This window comes from Chryseobacterium gallinarum, assembly GCF_001021975.1.
Classification (GTDB): Bacteria; Bacteroidota; Bacteroidia; order Flavobacteriales; family Weeksellaceae; genus Chryseobacterium; species Chryseobacterium gallinarum.
In genome coordinates this window covers 466,383-480,150 of sequence record NZ_CP009928.1, presented here as the reverse complement: position 1 = coordinate 480,150, position 13,768 = coordinate 466,383, and the positions used below count along the sequence as shown (strand labels likewise).

At 37.7% G+C, this 13,768-nt stretch carries 17 protein-coding genes and 1 pseudogene; 3 read left to right on the top strand and 15 right to left on the bottom strand.

What is annotated here, in order from left to right; translation table 11 throughout:
- Positions 1 to 17: 17 nt before the first annotated feature.
- Positions 18 to 1,181 (bottom strand): porin, encoded by a 1,164-nt coding sequence (locus OK18_RS02205; protein ID WP_053326949.1) that lies wholly within the window; start codon positions 1,179 to 1,181, stop codon positions 18 to 20.
- Positions 1,182 to 1,209: 28 nt separating this feature from the next.
- Positions 1,210 to 1,377: a hypothetical protein gene (locus OK18_RS21030; RefSeq protein ID WP_156173204.1), complete on the bottom strand. Its 168-nt coding sequence runs from the start codon at positions 1,375 to 1,377 to the stop codon at positions 1,210 to 1,212.
- Positions 1,378 to 1,756: 379 nt separating this feature from the next.
- On the opposite strand from OK18_RS21030, the gene OK18_RS02200 reads away from it, so the two are divergent.
- From OK18_RS02200 to OK18_RS02190, 3 genes are all read left to right on the top strand, one after another.
- Positions 1,757 to 3,955, top strand: a complete 2,199-nt coding sequence (locus OK18_RS02200) for an ATP-binding protein (protein WP_053326948.1) — start codon at positions 1,757 to 1,759, stop codon at positions 3,953 to 3,955.
- A gap of 20 nt (positions 3,956 to 3,975) precedes the next feature.
- Positions 3,976 to 4,527 carry a biliverdin-producing heme oxygenase gene (locus OK18_RS02195; protein WP_053326947.1) on the top strand — a complete coding sequence of 184 codons (552 nt, stop codon included), beginning with the start codon at positions 3,976 to 3,978 and terminating at the stop codon, positions 4,525 to 4,527.
- 116 nt (positions 4,528 to 4,643) lie between these two features.
- On the top strand, positions 4,644 to 5,570 hold the full coding sequence (locus OK18_RS02190) for a malate dehydrogenase (protein ID WP_050020025.1): 927 nt from the start codon (positions 4,644 to 4,646) through the stop codon (positions 5,568 to 5,570).
- Positions 5,571 to 5,719: 149 nt separating this feature from the next.
- Here the strand turns inward: OK18_RS02190 and OK18_RS20825 are convergent, their stop codons facing one another.
- From OK18_RS20825 to OK18_RS02140, 13 genes and pseudogenes are all read right to left on the bottom strand, one after another.
- Positions 5,720 to 6,250: a putative glycolipid-binding domain-containing protein gene (locus OK18_RS20825; RefSeq protein ID WP_228377721.1), complete on the bottom strand. Its 531-nt coding sequence runs from the start codon at positions 6,248 to 6,250 to the stop codon at positions 5,720 to 5,722.
- A gap of 98 nt (positions 6,251 to 6,348) precedes the next feature.
- Positions 6,349 to 7,005, bottom strand: a complete 657-nt coding sequence (locus OK18_RS02180) for a formyltransferase family protein (protein ID WP_053326945.1) — start codon at positions 7,003 to 7,005, stop codon at positions 6,349 to 6,351.
- Positions 6,992 to 7,264: a hypothetical protein gene (locus tag OK18_RS21820; protein WP_262486622.1), complete on the bottom strand. Its 273-nt coding sequence runs from the start codon at positions 7,262 to 7,264 to the stop codon at positions 6,992 to 6,994. The genes OK18_RS02180 and OK18_RS21820 overlap by 14 nt, the downstream gene beginning before the upstream one ends.
- A gap of 39 nt (positions 7,265 to 7,303) precedes the next feature.
- A pseudogene (locus tag OK18_RS21920) lies at positions 7,304 to 7,492 on the bottom strand (hypothetical protein); the annotation flags it as partial.
- Positions 7,438 to 8,124 carry a hypothetical protein gene (locus OK18_RS21605; protein WP_228377679.1) on the bottom strand — a complete coding sequence of 229 codons (687 nt, stop codon included), beginning with the start codon at positions 8,122 to 8,124 and terminating at the stop codon, positions 7,438 to 7,440. The pseudogene OK18_RS21920 and the gene OK18_RS21605, both read right to left, overlap by 55 nt.
- Positions 8,121 to 8,249 carry a hypothetical protein gene (locus tag OK18_RS21815; protein WP_262486621.1) on the bottom strand — a complete coding sequence of 43 codons (129 nt, stop codon included), beginning with the start codon at positions 8,247 to 8,249 and terminating at the stop codon, positions 8,121 to 8,123. Before OK18_RS21815 ends, OK18_RS21605 begins: the two co-directional genes overlap by 4 nt.
- Positions 8,250 to 8,260: 11 nt before the next feature.
- Positions 8,261 to 8,641, bottom strand: a complete 381-nt coding sequence (locus OK18_RS02170) for a hypothetical protein (protein ID WP_053326944.1) — start codon at positions 8,639 to 8,641, stop codon at positions 8,261 to 8,263.
- Positions 8,638 to 9,054 (bottom strand): hypothetical protein, encoded by a 417-nt coding sequence (locus OK18_RS02165; protein WP_053326943.1) that lies wholly within the window; start codon positions 9,052 to 9,054, stop codon positions 8,638 to 8,640. The genes OK18_RS02170 and OK18_RS02165 overlap by 4 nt, the downstream gene beginning before the upstream one ends.
- Before the next feature lie 2 nt (positions 9,055 to 9,056).
- Positions 9,057 to 9,551 carry a hypothetical protein gene (locus OK18_RS02160; RefSeq protein ID WP_053326942.1) on the bottom strand — a complete coding sequence of 165 codons (495 nt, stop codon included), beginning with the start codon at positions 9,549 to 9,551 and terminating at the stop codon, positions 9,057 to 9,059.
- Positions 9,552 to 9,560: 9 nt separating this feature from the next.
- Positions 9,561 to 11,495 (bottom strand): hypothetical protein, encoded by a 1,935-nt coding sequence (locus tag OK18_RS02155; RefSeq protein ID WP_053326941.1) that lies wholly within the window; start codon positions 11,493 to 11,495, stop codon positions 9,561 to 9,563.
- A gap of 3 nt (positions 11,496 to 11,498) precedes the next feature.
- On the bottom strand, positions 11,499 to 12,386 hold the full coding sequence (locus OK18_RS02150) for a hypothetical protein (protein WP_053326940.1): 888 nt from the start codon (positions 12,384 to 12,386) through the stop codon (positions 11,499 to 11,501).
- Positions 12,386 to 12,880 carry a hypothetical protein gene (locus tag OK18_RS02145; RefSeq protein ID WP_053326939.1) on the bottom strand — a complete coding sequence of 165 codons (495 nt, stop codon included), beginning with the start codon at positions 12,878 to 12,880 and terminating at the stop codon, positions 12,386 to 12,388. The genes OK18_RS02150 and OK18_RS02145 overlap by 1 nt, the downstream gene beginning before the upstream one ends.
- Complete coding sequence (locus tag OK18_RS02140; RefSeq protein ID WP_053326938.1) at positions 12,880 to 13,767, bottom strand: hypothetical protein; 888 nt, start codon at positions 13,765 to 13,767, stop codon at positions 12,880 to 12,882. Before OK18_RS02140 ends, OK18_RS02145 begins: the two co-directional genes overlap by 1 nt.
- Between the last annotated feature and the right edge of the window lies 1 nt (position 13,768).

Sequence of the window (13,768 nt, the reverse complement as noted above, 5' to 3'; positions counted from 1 at the left end):
TAGTAACTGTTTATCGGTTAAAATCTACTTTGCACCTGGACGATGAATAGATTGTTGTTGTATTGTGATGTGTTTTCTACCTGATGTTTGTAACGGTCAAACTGCACTCCCAGCTGAATTCTTGCCCCATAATTTTTCAGGAATTCCAGTCCGAACATGGGAGTAATGGTTTGCCTTGGATTTGAATTCATTCTGAAATTGGTATCCAGGTATTCATACCGGCAAGACAGTTCGAAAGCGCTGAGGTTTTTGTGATTGATCTCATACCTGATATTTGGAAGGAAATAAACTCCCCGGATCAGATACTGATCAGGATTATCAGGACGTAGCTCCGGAGCAATGGAATTGTACAGGACATGATTAGTAGCCTGTTTGGCTTCCAGCTGCATATCCAGACTCCATCTTGGATCAAATCTGACCAATGAGCTTAGATCAATTCCCAGAGCATATACCTTTTTACTGAAAACCTCGCCAATACCTCCATTTAATCCGACATTAAAATTATATTTCTTAGATAAACCGAAAACCAGTCTTGTGGAGTATTGCTTTCCATTGTCATTATCATTAATCTGATTTTTTCCGTTTCCGTTGACTACAGAAACCGCATATTGAAAAGGAATTTCACCCAGCTGAAGCTGTCCAGTCGCAGACATTCCGATCTGAAAACTTGTCCAGCCCAGTTTCCCGAATTCCGTATACTGATTAGACCAGTCTAAAGATTTAATGATGTCGATAGGATATGTTTCCTCAATACCAAACCACGGCCTGAACTGTCCTGCCGTCAGTGCCAGTTTGGGACTGAAAGTATATTTCAGGTAAGCATTTTCAAGAACCCTGCTTTTAGGGTCATTTTTAAAATCTGCAAGATTAGCCAAAACGACAACTTCCGTACGTTTGCTGATCTGTGCCCGTACCTGGACCCGCATGTATTTAAGCATGAAATTGTTATCGGTTCCCGAACCATCAGAATGATGGAGACCGTTCACATCAACATCTTTACTCATCCCTACCAGGTAACGTGCCTGGAAGAGCCCTTTGATCTGGAGCTGCGGATATTTTATATTGTCCTCCGGTGGTTGTGGTTTGATTTGCATAGAGTCCTGTATCTGTGCATGGGCTGATAACCAGCAAATAAGAATGCAGAGTATCAGGCTTTTCTTTTTGAATGAAAAAAAGGCCATATCTTTTGTTTTTAATGAGTGTTTTAGCTTAGTCCTGAAGACTGAATGCTGCAGATGAGTGTGTTCCCGCAAGTTGACGGGAATTTTGTAAACCGGGTGGTGAAAACGGTATTTTGTGAGCTTTTGAGGAAACACGGCCGCCGGTTTGTAATGGCTTCCATAATCCTGGAATAAACATTAATGGGAACTTTTTCATAGTAGTATTATTTGAATTGTAAAATTATATTGAAATTATTGTGAATATTTCAATTTATTTTCAATTATATCTGTTATTTGATGATATAAATTTAGCAAAAAAGGTTTGAATAACATAGATATGTAAACCAATAATATTAAATTTATGTTATGAATCATAGTTAAATGGTTAAAACACTATTATTGGGAAATTTTTTGTATATTTTAGAAAAACAGTATTAAAATAAGTTAAAAATAAAAAATGTTTTAACGCGATTTTTATCTTTTGTATTCCATAATTGACAGGAGAATAGAAGTAAGAAAAATGTTAAAAATTGATTTTATAAAATAGAAAGCTGTTCAAAAAAGAGTTATCTTTGATTAATATACTGAAGAGATATATGAATTTTGTAGAATGCCATGAAGAACCTATCCATATTCCGGGCCACATACAGAGTTTTGGTTATTTGATTGGCATTGATGCGGAATCCCATTCCATTACTTTTTTTAGCAGGAATATATCGGATATATTTACCATCAGGAGTTCAGATGAGCTGTTTGACAAAAAACTTACGGACTTCCCCGAAAGTTTTCAGACTATCATAGATTCCGATATCTATACTTCATTGAATAAATTTACCAGAAGAGAAAATGAGACTTATTTCGACAAGATTTTTATTGGAGGCAAGGAATATCATTTCTCGGTTTTTAAAAGTGGACAATATATCTTCCTGGAATTTGAAGAAGTTTTGATCAACCCCGATAAAAGAATTTCCAATAAATATGATAATTTTTATGCTATAGATAATGAACAGGATCTTTGGAACCATTTACTGGAAACCCTTTCAAAGGTAGTGAACTATGATCGCATGATGGTGTATAAGTTTATGATGGATGGTTCGGGAAAAGTGATTGCCGAAAAGAAAAATGAAGATATGGAAAGTTTTCTGGGGCTTCATTATCCTGAATCGGATATTCCTAAACAAGCAAGGGAGCTTTATTTGAAAAAAAGGAAAAGAATATTCAGTAATATTGATGCTGATAGGATTCCCATTCTAAGCAAAGCAAAAGTAGAAATAGATCTTACATTTGCTGCATCAAGGGCCATGTCTCCTGTGCATGGGCAATACCTACGGAATTTAGGAGTTTCTTCCAGTTTTAGTGTTTCAATTATTATTGATAATCATCTTTGGGGGCTGGTAACCTGCCAGAACATAAAACCTAAGCATATTGATCTTGAAGACAGGGTGCAGGCAGGGATTTTTACAGCTTTGGCTGCGAATGCTTTTTCATCATTTAAATCTAAAAGTGAGTTAAATTATCGTGTGGAACTCAACGGGAAATTATCCCAACTAAAGACAAATTTCCTAAAGCATAATTACTTATTTGATTCCTTGGTAGAGAATAAGACGGAGATTAAAAATTTACCGGAGGCAAACGGTCTTGCTATTATTTCGGATGAAAATATTGTAACAGAAGGAATAACACCCGCTTCCCCGGTTATTAATACTATTGCCCAATGGGCCTTGGAAAATACGGAAGGTCCTGTTTATGTGAACCGTAGTTTTCTTAAACACCACGGTGAAGAGCTGGACCTGCCCGATAATGCTGCGGGAATTATTATTTATTTTATTGAAAGAGAAAAAAAGGAAATGCTGATCTGGTTCCGTAAAGAATTTGATGAACACATCAACTGGGCGGGAAATCCGGAAAAAAAGGTTGAGGTGTTTTCTCAAAACGGAGAAGACAGGCAGATGATCTCACCAAGAACATCGTTCCGTATTTTTACAGAAAATATCAAAGGGCATTCAAAGAGATGGAATTCCAGAAATATTCAGGCAGTACAGGCAGTGAGGGACCTTATTCTGGAAACATCGCACAAGAATTATATTACCATTAAAAGGCTAAATGATGAGCTCAAAAAAGTGAACGAAGAGCTGGATAGTTTTTCTTACACCATTTCTCACGATCTGGGTACTCCGTTAACGGTGATGAAACTTAATGCTCAAATGCTTTTAGGAAATCTTGCCGAAGACTCTGAGAAGAGCAAAAAAAAGATCAATGCAATTATTGAAGAAATCGACAATATGGCAGAGATGATGCAGGATGTTTTACAGCTTAGCCGTGCCAAGCACAGTGAATTGCAGCTCGAAAATCTAAGAACGGCAACTACTATTCAAAAGATTTCTGAAAATGCAAAAATCACCTACGGCAGTCCGAAAAGTGAAATTATCATTAAAGAATGTCCGGATGTATTGGCTGATAAAACCATGCTTCATCAGGTATTTTTAAATATTATCAACAATGCTGTAAAATATTCTTCCCACAGGGAACAGCCTAAAGTGGAAATTGAGGGTACTGAAGAAGGACAGACCATTATCTACAGAATTTCGGATAACGGAATCGGAATTCCGGAAGAGGATAAGCCCAAAATGTTTAAAATCTTCAACAGGATGGATAATGCAAAGAAATTTAAGGGAAATGGAGTAGGACTTTCCATAGTTCACAGGGTTATGAAAAGGATAGGGGGAAGTGTGGATTATGAAAGTAATAAAGAAGGTACCTCTTTCATTTTAACGTTTAAAAAGCCTTACATTTGAGAAACTTTTAAAACGTTATTATGGTATCAGAATATCTTAAACAAAATACAGCAGATTATCACGATGCTGCGGAGAAACTCTTTAATTCCGAAAAAATTTTTAACAAGACCTTTACTCTGGAAGATTATAAAAAGATCATCCATACCAACTACCTGATGCTTCTTCACAGTGAAGACCAGATATTCAGCAGACTTTCCGGTACATATGCCGAAAAGTTACAGCTTGATGACAGAAAAAAGCTTGCTCTTATTGAAAAAGACCTTGAAAGCCTGTCTTTGAAAAGTCAGTCAGTTTCCCATGATCTTGAATTTAATAATGTACATGAGGCTTTAGGAGCAATGTATGTCATCGAAGGATCTACTTTGGGAGGGAATGTGATTGCTAAACAGCTTTCCAAAACAGAAGGTTTTGATGAAGTTACCTTCAATTTTTTCGGATGTTACCAGGAAAATACCGGCCCTATGTGGAAAAATTTTAAAGAGGTTCTGGATACTGAAGTGACTGAAGAAAACTACAATGAGGTGTTATCAGGAGCCCGAAAACTGTATATGTTTTTGCTGAACGTCAACTAATCTGGTTTAATTCTAATTAAGTTTCTGAAAAATTGCGCATTTTTTCAGGAATTGTTAAATTTGGGGGATTTCAAATTTAAACTTAACTAACAAAAAATAATTTAAAAAGTAACAATATGAAAGTAACTGTAGTAGGTGCAGGCGCTGTAGGAGCAAGCTGTGCAGAATACATCGCAATGAAGAACTTCTGTTCAGAAGTAGTTTTGGTAGACATTAAAGAAGGGTTTGCTGAAGGTAAAGCTATGGATTTGATGCAGACTGCATCGCTTAACGGATTTGATACAAAAATTACAGGAACAACAGGAGATTATAGCAAAACTGCAGGCTCTCATGTGGCGGTAATCACGTCAGGTATTCCAAGAAAACCAGGAATGACAAGAGAAGAGTTGATTGGTATCAACGCAGGTATCGTAAAAGAAGTTACTGAAAACTTAGTGAAACATTCTCCTGAAGTAATCATTATCGTGGTTTCTAACCCAATGGATACTATGGCTTATCTTGTTCACAAAACTTCAGGTCTTCCTAAACACAAAATCATCGGGATGGGAGGTGCATTAGACTCTGCAAGGTTCAAATACAGATTAGCTGAAGCATTAGAAGCTCCAATTTCTGATGTGGACGGAATGGTAATCGCTGCTCACAGTGATACAGGAATGCTTCCATTATTAAGCAAAGCGACAAGAAACGGAGTTCCTGTAACGGAATTCCTTGATGAAGAGCAACAAAAATACGTAATCGAAGAAACTAAAGTAGGAGGGGCTACCCTTACAAAACTATTAGGAACTTCTGCCTGGTATGCGCCGGGTGCTGCAGTTTCTGTAATGGTTCAGGCAATTGCTTGCGACCAGAAGAAAATGATTCCTTGTTCTTTGATGCTTGAAGGAGAATATGGTCAAAATGATATTTGTTTAGGGGTTCCTGCAATCATCGGAGCAAACGGAGTAGAGAAAATCATCAACGTAACATTGACTGCTGAAGAACAATTGAAATTTGCTGAAGCTGCTAATGCAGTGAGAGAAGTGAATGGAGATCTTAAATTCTGATTCATCTAATTTTATATAAAAAAACGGTATCCCTTCGATACCGTTTTTTTATGTTTCGGCGCAGCCTTTGGCTGCGCCGAAACAATTTTTATTATAAAAAGCATACACCAAGAGATCGCACGCTATCTTTTTATATCCCTTGTAAAGTGTTAAGCAAGCTTTGCAATTTTTTCAAATAATTCAGGATAACTGACAACCAGGCCATCTGTATCAACCAGAATATCAGCTTTAAAATCAGTCTGGAGATTGTCATAGTGATAAGTATCAGGGGCAATTCTTGTATATTGTTGCGATACAGGTTTTATAATATTATTCAGAACATCAATATAAATGACTTTGATTTCCTGTGAACTGTTTACCGGAAGTTTTAAGTTATTGATGGGTAGCGTATTGGTGAAGGGTGTCAATGAAATGTCGATGTAGATAAAGCCTTTTAAATCAGGATTTATACTATTATTGATTTCCCATTCATCCTGTATCTTTTTTCCTTTTAACGTATGTTTTACTGTATTGATTTCAGATTCAATGAGGAAATCCAGAGTATTCCAGTCTTTATCAATAGTAATATGATAATCTATAGTGTAGATTGAATCATGGTAACGGCCTATGATTCTTGAGTTTGCAATATGATTCCCATTTTCTTCCTTCAGTTTGAAATATTCAAGTGACTGGAAGGCAATTCCTTGCCAGATTTACAATCAACAATTCCAAAAAGCCTAAAGCCCATTTCCAAATTGCCGAAAAAAATATAAACCCAAAGATATAAAAAAGCAGCCACTTAGTCGTGGCTGTTTTCATATTCGATCATTAACAGATCAGGTCGGTAAATATCTTTTACATTGGTGTCCGGCTCAAATGTGCTAAACCGCTTATCCTGTGGTGTCCTCTTTACAATTCCATTTAAAACGTCATTAAGGGCCGTTTCAAAGAGTTTTAAACCCATAGGGAGTAATGTATCGCGCCAAAGGCTTACAGCCGATTTTTGAGGGCTTAAATGATATTCTGGAGGTATCCAACACCAATCCTGATAGGCAATGTCTCCTCTGTCAATGCCCGCATTGAGCCAAAATATCGTCCCTCCGGTAATTGGTTCCTTCATTCTGATTGCCCATTCAATAGAGCTGCGCCCGCGATGCCTTGGCAATAATGACGGGTGATAACCGAGCCAACCCAAACGTGGAATATATCTTGTTTTCTTCCCTATATAATCAAACGAATGTGCAGTAATGCCCAAATCACACTCCGGCATATTGTCGGCGTTTAGGCTGCCGGCAGGAATAATTGGAATATTCCAACGCCGGGCAGCCTTTCCGATATACTTGTCATCAATGGGGCAACAAACCCCGACAATTTCAATGTCTAATTTTTGACAAAGCCTGAAAACTTCTTCGGCAAAGAACTTCTGCCCTGATATAAAAACTTTAAATTTCTTCATTTCCTAAATATTTAAATCCCTGTATTGCTCTGAAATGTCCGCCGAATCCTCCGGTGGTCATTTTTCCTTTTTGAAAACCTTTGGATGTATTTTGCAATGACTTAATACTTCTCGCCTTATTATCTCCGGTAAGCTTTGCTGACACCTGTTTCCATTTTGGGGAGTGTCTCATATATCCACAAAGTTGCGGGTGTGAGGTATGAAAATAGGTCGGATATTTTCTTTGACATCTTCCGTTACCTTCTAAATGATACTGCATGATCTGATTTAAAAAAGCGGTACCAACTCCGGCACCCTGCCATTCCGGCATCACAACCAATCGGGTCGCCCTGTAACCTTTTATTTGAAAATTGGGACAAACGGCAACGTGGCAAACCAATTCTCCGTCTACGGTTCCGACAAAATATTCGGCACAAGGTGGATGTTTTAAATCTAAATAATAATGCTGTTTAAAAAACTTCCAGTAACTTCCGTCGACCTTCCAAATGTCGAGTTTAATAGGAGGTCGTTTTGAGGCTTTTTTTTTACTTCACCTGTTCGGGTATCATATACCCAATCAGGTTGCAGCCATTCAACAATATCATAATGGCATGATAACAATACAATTTGTTTTCCCTTTGTTTTCCGCCAAGCTTTGGAAAAGGCAGATGCTCCGATTTTGGCAATTTGCCTGTCCACGACAGATGTAAATTCATCAATTACAACTTTGTCCGGGGCTTCACAAATAAGGCGGGCAAGACCTGCGCGGAACTGTTCACCGTTACTTAGAACCTTAAAAGGTCGGAGCCAAGCTGGAACGTCTCCCAATCCAACGGCTGACAATGCACTCGTTACGGTATTCATATCTGAGCCGGGTGCGATATCCTCAATGATTGGAAGATTGGGGTTCCAACCTTCGGTAAGGTTTACAATTCCGTTTTCCCAAATTTGGCTGCCTATTGATGTTTTCCCGCTTCCTGAAGCTCCGACAATAAGACCAATCTGCCATCCTTCCTCCTCAATCGGAAGTTCGGCGGTATGCTGCCAGTTGTGACCGCTTTCAGCGTTAAATAAACTTTTTACTTTTTCTGATCTGAACGAATTAAAATTTTCGCAGGTGTGTTTTACTTCTATTTTCATACGGATACTACTTTTAAATTTTTAAATCCCATTTTCTTTAGTTTGTCGAACAATTCCTTTTGTTCTTTTTCGCTGTCTACTTTTATGATAACAGCATGCTGTTCTTTGTATTTAAAATCTGCCATGTACTTTGTTTTTATGATGTTATGGTAATGCCATTTTCTTTTAATTTTGTTTTGAGCATTGTATTTTCCGCTTTTAACAGATTATTTTCTGCTTTCAGCTGTTCGTTAATACGTTTCTGAAAGTCGATCTGTTCCTGAAGCATCAAAACCTTTTTATCTGATAAGTCCGAAAATTCCTTAAACTTTGCTTCATAACGACTGCCCAAATCGTCTAAAGCCTCCTTGTATAGCTTAACCAATTTATCGGCATTTTCAATTTCCTTACCCTCGTTGTCAGCGTTCATTCCGGCAACTTCTGCCCGAAGCTTTCTTTTTCCGAATATGAATCCGGCAAGCCCCGTTAAGATGGCTCCAAGAAAAGCGATGATTGGTTCCGTTAATAATTCTTTCATTTTTTAGTAAATAAGTGATTATAATAATAGGCTTGCATTTCTGTAATAGCTTCTGCACAATGGTTCTTACCCAAGATTTTTAAAAATTTCCGGAGCCAGGTGTCCTTTTCGTATTGTTGTATAAGCCCCGTTACGGCAGATATTGTTTCATACCATTTTCCGAATCGTACAAAATCATTTTTGATAGTTAAAGAATCATTTAGAAGCTCACCGGCTCCGGCATTTGCCAATCCGTCAAAAACAAGATTAATACTTCTGAGAATAGGGGTAAATTGCTTTGATAAGGAGTAGTCCCATTTTATAATATGCTTGATCAAAGTATAAATAAACCCAGTACAGAATAATGTCATAAATACAGGAACTCCAATCAAAAGGAAAAGTATCTCAAGTAATAATTTTAAAATTGTTTTCATTTCTATATTTCGTTAATTTCTTCTTCAAACAAGGTAATATAAAGCCCCATAAATCGCTCCAAAACATCAACTATATGTGCAGCTTTTGTTTTAATAAGAAAGCGGACATATTGTACCGATTGTGCTTTGATTATAACTTCCTCTTCATTTATTATTTCTCCTTCATCATTTGTAGTCTGGTTAATACCTGTCAAATAACCGTTTTCGCCTAAGATTTCCTCCACATTTCCCTCATGAATCATCCAGTCGGGCATTTTTAATCTTTTATGGAGAATGTTTCCGTCCCTTACGATCAGGTATTGACGGACGTTGACATAAATACGGTCTTCGCTTCCTTCCATATCGGGAGTATTAAAACCTGTTACGACTAATTTGCGGGCGAATTGCGGATAAATAGGATGATCCGGAAGAACAACTTCATGCCATGATTTACCAGTGTTCTTAATGGCGTCCAAAATAGCCTGCACCTCAGGCGTTATTATAAGCTCTGTTTTCATTTTTTTTATTTAAGACAATAATATTTTTCCTAATAATTGCATACTTATAGAACCTTGCCCCCCTCCGCCTAATTGGAATACAAAACGTTTAGGATATAAATTATAAGTACTATTGAACTGTTGGTAAGTCTTTCCATTACCTTCGGCGATAACATAAACCACTCCGTTATAATAAGCAATATGGAATGTATCATTTCTTACCGCTAATACAGCGTTAGGTAACATACCAGTACCTCCACCATCGTAGTACTGAACTCCATAGAACACTCCATCACCATTTCCGATTAAACCACATCTCCAGAAACCTACGAAGTTCGCCCCGTAATTACTTAATTGGTTATTTAAAGAAAATGAGACCATAAAACCTGCATTAACTTCCGTCGTAGTGATTAAATTATCCGAATAATATAAAGTGCTTTGAGACCCTGATGATATAGCAGTATCACTTACTAACGAATCACCTCCCGAAGCTTTCTGCCAATTGGCTATACCAGTAAACTGGCTGTAAGTTAAACCTGACTTTACTATCAATTCCGGTGAACTTGCGTTTGTTAACCCGTTATGAGTTATAAAAACTTGATAATATCCTTCAGGTTTTGTAAACCAATTAATACCGAAATTCAGGTTATTTGGAAAGTTTTGTAATACGGTGAAATTATCTACATCATAAACTTCTGGTGTTGATAAATTTGTACCGTTTACATCTTTTATTCTTTTGATTTTTATGTAAGCGTTTGGGGTTACGTTATCAACAAATAAATTGACCCCTACTAATGTTGTGTATTGAATGAAATTCTTTGTATTATCAATAAATGGCAGCAATAAAACATCAATTCGGGGTGTCCCTGTAGAAAAGCTTTCTCCTGATAAACGCAAGTCATTTCTGATCTGTGTTTTTTGGGTATCTGTCAATTCCATAAGCAAATTATGCAGATCATTATATGTCTGGTACATGAATTTATATTTTGCTCCTGTCAAATCAGAACCATAATACGCTCTATTCATGTGCGTTATCTGATAAGGCAATGTTTCTGTATTTTCGTCAAAAACCATCGCTTTAGTCCGGATCCTTCCATTGTTGAGATGTAGCATTTCGGTAGGTGAATTTGTACCGATGCCGAATTTTGTACCATCTGTATAAATTCCGGATCCTATAAAATCATTTCCATTCCAAAAAAGCAGATAACTTGAAGCCGGATTGATGGCAGCCCATGAAACCTGTCCCAAAAAATGCCTTGCGTAATAATTTCCGCTTGCTGTCGGCTTATTCATTTTGCCATCCAGAGCAGCCTGTAAGCCTTGAACCATTGCAATGGTGATATTGGTTAAACCGGTGGCAAGATAACTGTCTTCAGAGGTTTTGTCCCCGCCATTATAAAAATATAATCTGTAGCCCTGTCCCGGATTGGAAGAAGGAATCGCAATAATATCGTTGACTTGAAAATCGTACACTGAATGGTTAGTGATAAAGTCCTGTAAGGTAAATTCGTCAACCGGAATCATCTCGGTTAATCCCAATGCCTCAATCATTCCTGACATAATCTTCCCGTTACTATTTACATAGTTTTCCAAAAGCATACATATTGAAGTAATCTGATCCTTATTAAAAACCGACTGATTTTCGCCCATATCTACTAACGCAACATTGGCAGGAATTTCGCCAACGCCCAATTTTTCCTTCCAATTATTGACATGAGATGTTGTCAAATTTGAGGCGTCAAGTTTTGCTAAATACCCGGCGTGCGCATTTGAATCATTAATATGATTTTGTAGAGCTTCAGAACTTACCATTTGCTCAATAACCTGAGTAAGCCCGGTAATTTGGGAAATCGGGATTGAATCATCCTTATGCCAGAATGAAGACCACGAAGCCTGAAATTGTGCTTGTGTCGGAAAATCGCCAGTTTCAAACCAACTGAATATCGTATTTAATGGTGTTGCCATGATTTAAGGGAAATTGGGTTCTATAAATAGTACTACTTTTGAGGGCTGTACATTATTATGAGGCTTGTCTCCGCCCTCCGGTCTCACACTGAATGACCATCCGTTATCTCCGCCTCCAACTATGCCATAACCCATATTTCCTCCTGTAGAATGCCCAACGGATGGATAGGCACCGCCCCAGTCATTGTTAACAAAGGCTGAGTGACCATGTTTAGCGAGTTCTGCCACAATAAGTTTATGGGAAAGGTCTCCTATATTAGCTCCCATTTGGTTAAGCTGATAATCCAAAGCGTGAATGGTGCTGTTATAAACATAGTTCGGATCATAACCAATTGGCGTTCTTCCCCTCAAGTCTGTGCATTCTTTCCAGAAAGGCGGGATTGGTATATTTCGAGGCCAGATCATCACAACGCCATCGTTCCTGATTGGAGCAGTTTTCATTTCTACGACTTCAAGCCTGTTTTTAATATCTATTAAGTCCAGCTGCGTTGCGGTTGCCTCAAGCTTTTCCATAATCACTTTAATAGTATCCAGTCTTTTAAAGTCAGCCCAGTTCCACATATTATCCGGCGTGGATAATCCAAATTTTACCGTTTTCTTTTCAACTAAAATTTTATCAGTTTGATCCTGAAAGGTTTTTGTAATCTGTGCTGTGTGGATATATACAGAAGAACTGATGAGTCCACCCTCAAAATAGAGAATATCTCCATTGATAACTACAATTCCCGGACTTACACTCTGCCCAGTTATCGTACAACCTGACAAAATTGTCAAATGTCCCGCAACATCACCCAAAACATTAAAGATTGAGTAAGCGTCCTGAAGCACGTCCATTAAATCGTTGGTGAGAGGAACCCCGCCAGTTTGAAGAAATTTTATATTAATTCTCATTATTGTATTATTTCTATATTGTAGCGTTTGCTTATTAATTTGTAAAAGTCAATTTCTGCCCTGAGTTGATGCATATTGATTGACGTATTGGGAATTCTGACAATAAAATCATATTCACTATGCAGTTCTGCTTCCGTTCTTAAATACAGCGGATTTTCGTTTCCGTACAGCCACTGGGTTTTTGAAAAAAATACATCGTCCTCGGCTTCCGTGTATAAATAAACCCCTTCATATTGTACGGAGTTTACAATTTCTATTCTTCTGTTGGCTGGATCAAAAGCATCATTTAACCTTCTTTCCATTGAAAACTTCTGATAGTTAAAATTCATCTTGATCAGGTTTTGTTTTCTTCTATTCAGAAACTCGATGTATAAAGCTTCAAGTGGAAAAATCAGGCACCATAAATAATTAAGAGTTACCGATTTTCTCCTGAAGGTGGGCAACCACCAAAGCACTAACCGCTTATAATTGATATTAAACAATTCATCTTTCATTATTCGGTAGGTTGATAATTAATGTATTCTATTCCGCTCCAGTCTTCAATTTTAAACCTCCCTGACTTTGGAATCCTGCTGATCTCAATTGGCTGAAATAATCCGTAGCCTGTTCCTGGTTCAATCCATTTGCTCGATACCTCTAATTTTTGTAGGTCTGTCACACCGTTAACCTCTTGAATAACATCTTCCAAGGCTTCGACAGAAAGCTCGCCATTGAATGGCAGGTTTTTTAAAAAATTCTGAATGGCAATTTTAACGGGATATTCAGCCGTCAAAATGCTCATACCGTCCGGATGTAGTATTAAGGGATCAAAACATATTTTATATTTTAATAAAAGGATATCCGGCAGGAAATTGACCACCACAATATTGTCCCCGGTTGCCTGTATTCTTTCGATATAGGATTTAAAAGCAAGGGCTTTTTCGTCCGAAATCACCTCGTCCATATTTTCACCGGCAATTTTCATGGAAATTTTCTTCACCCCGTTTCCGCTGATATTGGCAGTAACCGAAGCATATTTTATAATTTTTGAATCTTCGATCTCCTGCTCCGTCGCAGTAATGATATTACCGTTTCCGTCTTCATACGTTGGAAGAAATGCCCCGATGTATGAAAGCGGATCCAATTCAAACCCATACTGAAACCGGAGTGCCTGCTCGCGGTACCACTTTTCATTCGGCACCTTTTGACTGGCTATTTTTTCGTCAATCTCCTTCATGTGCAATCTGAGGGCTTCCTGAAAATTAAAAATCATAAAAGCCACCGTTTCCAGAATATTACGCCAGACCGCTGTTTTTGACGTAGAAGTAAGTACCTGTAAAAAAGGGTTGGCTTCTTTTAGCGATAGGATGAGTCCGATTAGTTCCTGAATTGTGTTGTTCATC

Excerpts from the sequence above, each read along its gene's own strand:
- OK18_RS02170 (WP_053326944.1), bottom strand. The coding sequence starts at position 8,641 with ATGAAAGAATTATTAACGGAACCAATCATCGCTTTTCTTGGAGCCATC.
- OK18_RS21030 (WP_156173204.1), bottom strand. The coding sequence starts at position 1,377 with ATGAAAAAGTTCCCATTAATGTTTATTCCAGGATTATGGAAGCCATTA.
- OK18_RS02190 (WP_050020025.1), top strand. The coding sequence starts at position 4,644 with ATGAAAGTAACTGTAGTAGGTGCAGGCGCTGTAGGAGCAAGCTGTGCA.
- OK18_RS02200 (WP_053326948.1), top strand. The coding sequence starts at position 1,757 with ATGAATTTTGTAGAATGCCATGAAGAACCTATCCATATTCCGGGCCAC.
- OK18_RS02165 (WP_053326943.1), bottom strand. The coding sequence starts at position 9,054 with ATGAAAACAATTTTAAAATTATTACTTGAGATACTTTTCCTTTTGATT.
- OK18_RS21820 (WP_262486622.1), bottom strand. The coding sequence starts at position 7,264 with ATGCAGTATCATTTAGAAGGTAACGGAAGATGTCAAAGAAAATATCCG.
- OK18_RS02160 (WP_053326942.1), bottom strand. The coding sequence starts at position 9,551 with ATGAAAACAGAGCTTATAATAACGCCTGAGGTGCAGGCTATTTTGGAC.
- OK18_RS21605 (WP_228377679.1), bottom strand. The coding sequence starts at position 8,124 with ATGAAAATAGAAGTAAAACACACCTGCGAAAATTTTAATTCGTTCAGA.
- OK18_RS02205 (WP_053326949.1), bottom strand. The coding sequence starts at position 1,181 with ATGGCCTTTTTTTCATTCAAAAAGAAAAGCCTGATACTCTGCATTCTT.
- OK18_RS02155 (WP_053326941.1), bottom strand. The coding sequence starts at position 11,495 with ATGGCAACACCATTAAATACGATATTCAGTTGGTTTGAAACTGGCGAT.
- OK18_RS02145 (WP_053326939.1), bottom strand. The coding sequence starts at position 12,880 with ATGAAAGATGAATTGTTTAATATCAATTATAAGCGGTTAGTGCTTTGG.
- OK18_RS02150 (WP_053326940.1), bottom strand. The coding sequence starts at position 12,386 with ATGAGAATTAATATAAAATTTCTTCAAACTGGCGGGGTTCCTCTCACC.
- OK18_RS02195 (WP_053326947.1), top strand. The coding sequence starts at position 3,976 with ATGGTATCAGAATATCTTAAACAAAATACAGCAGATTATCACGATGCT.
- OK18_RS02140 (WP_053326938.1), bottom strand. The coding sequence starts at position 13,767 with ATGAACAACACAATTCAGGAACTAATCGGACTCATCCTATCGCTAAAA.
- OK18_RS02180 (WP_053326945.1), bottom strand. The coding sequence starts at position 7,005 with ATGAAGAAATTTAAAGTTTTTATATCAGGGCAGAAGTTCTTTGCCGAA.
- OK18_RS21815 (WP_262486621.1), bottom strand. The coding sequence starts at position 8,249 with ATGGCAGATTTTAAATACAAAGAACAGCATGCTGTTATCATAAAAGTA.